At 72.3% G+C, this 5,287-nt stretch carries 4 protein-coding genes; 2 read left to right on the forward strand and 2 right to left on the reverse strand.

Annotated elements, in window-relative coordinates; genetic code table 11:
• Positions 1–1,037: serine/threonine-protein kinase (locus tag ACYVE9_RS14570; protein ID WP_461028263.1), on the reverse strand; the 1,037-nt coding region annotated here is incomplete at its 3' end.
• A 168-nt stretch (positions 1,038–1,205) separates the two neighbouring features.
• Positions 1,206–2,912, reverse strand: coding sequence for a glycerol-3-phosphate dehydrogenase/oxidase (locus ACYVE9_RS14575; RefSeq protein ID WP_461028264.1), 1,707 nt, complete (start codon positions 2,910–2,912; stop codon positions 1,206–1,208).
• A gap of 280 nt (positions 2,913–3,192) precedes the next feature.
• Between ACYVE9_RS14575 and ACYVE9_RS14580 the strand changes: the two genes are divergently transcribed.
• The gene (locus tag ACYVE9_RS14580; RefSeq protein WP_461028265.1) at positions 3,193–4,455 is read left to right on the forward strand and encodes a nucleotide sugar dehydrogenase; all 1,263 of its coding nucleotides are present in this window, start codon (positions 3,193–3,195) and stop codon (positions 4,453–4,455) included.
• Positions 4,456–4,915: 460 nt separating this feature from the next.
• A complete protein-coding gene (locus tag ACYVE9_RS14585; RefSeq protein WP_461028266.1) occupies positions 4,916–5,254 on the forward strand; it encodes a hypothetical protein in 339 nt (112 codons plus the stop codon).
• Positions 5,255–5,287 lie beyond the last annotated feature (33 nt).

Consider the following 5,287-nt stretch of genomic DNA (forward strand, 5'->3'; position numbering starts at 1 on the left):
CGGGAGGCGCCGGGGGACGTGGACGACGCGGCAGCCCCCGCGGCCCCGGCGGCCCCGAGGGACGTCGTGGCCTTGGCCGGCTTGGCGTTCTTCGGGCTCCCGGACGCGTCCTGCGGCATGGTGACGGTGGTGGTGGCCGTCGGCCCGGGCTGCTCGGCCGGTTCCTCGGGCGCGTTGGCCACGGCTTCCAGCAGCGGGCGGGCACCGGCGTTGTCGAGCCGCTTCTCCGGGTCCTTCAGCAGCAGCCCGTAGATGACCTCCTCCAGGCCGCCGGCGTTCTGCGGCGGTTCCAGCGGGTCGGTCATGACGGCGGTGAGGGTGGCGATGGCCGAGCCCTTGTCGTAGGGCGGGTGGCCTTCGACCGCGGCGTAGAGCAGGCCGCCGAGCGACCACATGTCGGCGGGCGGGCCGGGCAGTTGGCCGCGCGCCCGCTCGGGGGAGATGTAGGAGGGGGCGCCGACCAGCATGCCGGTGGAGGTGACCGACGGGTCACCCTCGACCTTGGCGATGCCGAAGTCGGTGAGCACCACCCGCCCGGTGTCCTCCTCGATCAGCACGTTGGACGGTTTGACGTCCCGGTGCACGATCCCCTCGCGGTGGGCGGCCCGCAGCACACCGAGGATCGACAGGCCCACCTCGGCGGCGCGGCGCGGCTCCAGCGGGCCGTCCTCGCGGATGACGTCGGCGAGGGACCTGCCCTCGACGAGTTCCATCACGATCCACGGCCGGTCGTCCTCGTCCACGACGTCGAAGACGGTGACCGCGCTGCCGCTGCGGATCCGGGCAATGGCCTTGGCCTCGCGCAGAGTACGGGTGATGAGCCGGCGCTTCTCCTCCTCGTCGATGTCCGAGGGGAAACGCAGCTCCTTCACCGCGACAGTGCGGCCCAGGACCTCGTCCTCGGCACGCCAGACCGTGCCCATACCGCCGCGACCCTGTACTCCGCCGAGCCGGTAACGACCGGCGAGCAGCCGCCCGGTCTCCCTGCCCTTGGTGGCGGCGTCGGCTCCGACAGCCCTGTCGCCGTTCTCGCCCATGCTTCCCCTCGCGATCAGCCCGCCCCAGCAGTTGCCCCATTGTCCCCCATGGTGGGGGCCTGGCGGGCAAGGGCATCGGGTGAACCGCGAGTCGGTCCCGCCGGTGTGCGCGCAGTTGCGACGTCCGCCCGCAGACCGGTCGGGATGGGGGCGACTTGGGCGAAAGGCCTACAGCGGGACGATGTCCGGGGCGCCCAACCTGGCCGCGTCGGCGGCCCGGTCGTCGGGCTGGCGCTGCGACTCGCGCTCTGCCTCCACCCGCTTCTCGTAGTTCTCGACCTCCTTCTTGATCTGCCCCTCGTCCCAGCCGAGCTGGGTCGCCATCAGTTCGGCGCACTCGCGGGCGCTGCGGGTGCCGCGGTCGAAGGTCTCGATCGAGATGCGGGTCCGGCGGGTCAGCACGTCGTCCAGATGTCGCGCGCCCTCGTGCGAACAGGCGTAGACGATCTCAGCCTTGAGGTAGTCGTCGGCGGCCGGCAGCGGTTCACCCAGCGCCGGGTCGTCCACGACGAGTTGCAGCACCTCGTCGACGAGCGAGCCGTAACGGTTCAGCAGGTGCTCGACCCGGGCGACGTGCAGACCGGTGCGGGCGGCGATCCGGGCCCGGGCGTTCCACACCGCGGAGTAGCCCTCGGCACCGACCAGCGGCACGTCCTCGGTGCAGCACTCGGCCACCCGGCGGTCCATGGCACGCACCGCCTCGTCCACCGCGTCCTTGGCCATCACCCGGTACGTCGTGTACTTGCCGCCGGCCACGACGACGAGGCCCGGCACCGGGTGGGCGACGGTGTGCTCGCGGGACAGCTTGCTGGTGGCGTCCGACTCGCCGGCCAGCAGCGGGCGCAGGCCGGCGTAGACGCCCTGCACGTCGTCCCGGGTGAGCGGGGTGGTCAGCACGGTGTTGACGTGCTCCAGCAGGTAGTCGATGTCCGCGCTGGACGCCGCCGGGTGCGCCTTGTCCAGGTCCCAGTCGGTGTCGGTGGTGCCCACGATCCAGTGCCGCCCCCACGGGATGACGAACAGCACGCTCTTCTCGGTCCGCAGGATGAGGCCCGACGAGGAGTTGATGCGGTCCTTGGGCACCACCAGGTGGATGCCCTTGGAGGCGCGCACGTGGAACTGGCCACGTTCGGCGATCAGCGACTGGGTGTCGTCCGTCCACACCCCGGTGGCGTTGACGACCTGCTTGGCCCGCACCTCGAACTCGCCGCCCTGCTCCAGGTCCTCGATGCGGGCGCCGACCACCCGCTCGCCCTCCCGCAGGAACCCGACGACCCGGGCCCGGTTGGCCGCGAACGCGCCGTAGGCCGTCGCGGTGCGGACGAGGGTGGAGACGAAGCGGGCGTCGTCGGTACTGGCGTCGTAGTACTGCAACGCGCCGACCAGCGCCTCCTTCTTCAGGCCGGGGGCCACCCGCAGCGCGCGGCGGCGGGACAGGTGCCGGTGCACGGGCAGACCGCGGCCGTGCCCCGAGGACAGCGACATCGCGTCGTACAGGGCGACGCCGGACCCCGCGTACCAGCGCTCCCAGCCCTTGTGCTGGAGCGGGTAGAGGAACGGCACCGGCTGCACCAGGTGCGGCGCGAGCCGTCCGAGCAGCAGCCCGCGCTCCTTCAGCGCCTCGCGCACCAGGGCGAAGTCGAGCATCTCCAGGTAGCGCAGGCCGCCGTGGATCAGCTTGCTGGACCGGCTGGACGTGCCGGAGGCCCAGTCGCGTGCCTCCACGATGCCGGTGGTGAGGCCGCGGGTGGCCGCGTCCAGCACGGTACCGGCACCGACGACGCCCCCGCCCACGACCAGGATGTCGAGCTCTCTTTCCGCCATTCGGGCGAGTGCCTCGACTCGCTCGGCCGGTCCCATCGTCGCTGTCCTCACGCTGCCTCCCGTGGTGTCGCGCGTCGTCAGGCCCTCACCAGCCGATGGTCCCCCGTTTCCGGGCTCCTGACCCGGATCTGGCACGGCTCGCAATATCCACCATATCTGTCATATATGCGCTTAACCTGACGTAACGCCGCCGCAAGGCCGATGCCCTCCGGTCCGCAGTCGCCCGGTCCGCCGCCAGTCCCCAGCCCCTCCGCCGGTCACCAGCCTCCGCATCCCACAGCCTCTGCCCTCTGCCCTCTGCCCACGACGTCCGGGAAGGATGTCCGCCGCCATGCCCGCTGATCTCGCCGTACTCGGCCTCGGTCACCTCGGTCTGCCCGCCGCCCAGTCCGCCACCAACGCCGGCATCGGAACCATCGGCTTCGACCCGGACGCACGCGCCGTCGCGGAACTCACCGCCGGACGCGCCCCGGTGGACGGCTCGCTGCCCGCCGCAGCCGTACGCCGCATGCTCTCCGCGGGATTCCGCGCCACCAGCGACCCCGCCGTACTCGGCCGCGTCCGCACCGCCCTGATCTGCGCCCCCACCCCGCTCGGTGAGGACGGCGCACTCGACCTCACCGAAGTGCGCGCGGCAGCCACCGCCCTGGCCGGACGGCTGCGGCCACGCACCACCGTCGTCGTCGAGTCGACCGTGTACCCCGGCAGCACCGAGGAAACCGTGCGGCCCATCCTGGAGCGCGGCTCCGGACTGCGGGCCGGACGGGACTTCCACCTGGCCTGCGCGCCCGGCCGCCTCGACCCCGGCAACCGCAGCTACGACCACACCAGGACCACGCGCGTGCTCGGCGGCCTCACCCCCGCCTGCACCGAGGCAGCCGCGGCCTTCTACAGCCGGTTCACCGACAAGGTCGTGCGCGCCCGCGGACTGCGGGAGGCGGAGACCACCAAACTGCTGGAGACCAACTTCCGGCACGTCAACATCGCCCTCGTCAACGAGATGGCGATCCTCTGCCACGACCTCGGCGTTGACCTGTGGGACGTCATCCGCTGCGCCGAGACCAAACCGTTCGGCTTCCAGGCATTCCGTCCGGGACCCGGCGTGGGCGGCCCCGGCGTCCCCATCGACCCCACCTACCTCTCCTACCGCAGCCGCGCGTTGGGCCACCCGCTGCGGCTGGTGGAACTCGCCCGCGAGGTCAACGACCGCATGCCGCGCTACGTGACCCAGCGCGCCACCGCCCTGCTCAACGAGCACGGCAAGTCGGCCCGCGGCGCACGCGTCCTGCTGCTCGGCGTCACCTACAAGCCCGACCTGGCCGACCAGCAGGGGGCGCCCGCCAAGGAGATCGCCACCCGCCTGATGGACCTGGGCGCCCAACTCAGCTACCACGACCCGTACGTGCCGCAGTGGCGGGTCTCCGGGCAGCCCGTGCCGCGCGCCGACTCCCTCTACGAGGCTGCGGCCGACGCCGACCTGACGCTGCTCCTGCAACACCACCGCACCTACGACCTCCAGGGACTGACCGCCAAGGCGCAACTCCTGCTCGACACCCGCGGCGCCAGTCCGGCGGGGGCCGCCCACCGGCTGTAGGGGCGGGCGGCGCAGGACCGAGGGGCGCCGTGCACGAGCGGCAGGAGGCCCCGTGCACGACGAACGTCCCCGTCAGCCGGACAGGCCCGCCCTCAGAAGTAGTGCGGAGGGCTGCGTCCGCTGCGGAAGCAGTTGATGTACTCCACCCGCCTGTCGCCATGCCTGATGTCGATCGTCACGCGGTTGGCGCCACCGCGGACGTCGGCATCCAGAGTGAAGCCGTGGCCTCGCGAGCCGCCGCACGGCGACGCGGTACGGACGGTAGGCACCCGAAGCGACTCGCAGGCAGCGGAACCGTGAACGCCGGCTCGGGTTCGGCAGGACTCGACGGAGCGTGTCAGGCGGGCGGGGCAGCTCGGGTGACGCCGCCTCAGCACTGCTTCTGACCAGCTGTGTTGTCAGTGCTCGCCGGTAGAATCGAAAGTGTTCGAATGGTGCGCCAACGTCCGGGAGGATGCCGATGGCCGTCGTCGCCACACCCCAACCGCTGCCCGTGGAACCGTTGCCCACGACGTCGAAGCCCGCGACGTCGCCGGCTGTGAGGTCGGTGTCCGCCGGGCGGTCGCCGGCGAAGCCGCTGCGCGTGAAGCCGCTGCCCGCCGGGCAGCCGCGCGAGTGGTACGAGGCCCACAACCGCAGGCTGAAGGCCCTCCGGCTGGCCACGGCGCTGCTCGCCACCGGCGCGTACCGTCCGGCCCAGGCGCGCAACCGGCGCATACGCGCCATCGCTCCGCTGATCGGCGTGCACCCGCCCTCCGACACCACCTGCCGCCTGGTCCGCTCGCTGCTGAGCAGGTGAGCGACGCCGGCTGAACACGGGCCGGCGCCGGGG

The sequence above is a fragment of the Streptomyces sparsus genome (assembly GCF_054776295.1).

Bases quoted from the DNA above. Each gene is read 5' to 3' on its own strand.
- ACYVE9_RS14585 (WP_461028266.1), top strand. From the start codon at position 4,916: ATGGCCGTCGTCGCCACACCCCAACCGCTGCCCGTGGAACCGTTGCCC.
- ACYVE9_RS14580 (WP_461028265.1), top strand. From the start codon at position 3,193: ATGCCCGCTGATCTCGCCGTACTCGGCCTCGGTCACCTCGGTCTGCCC.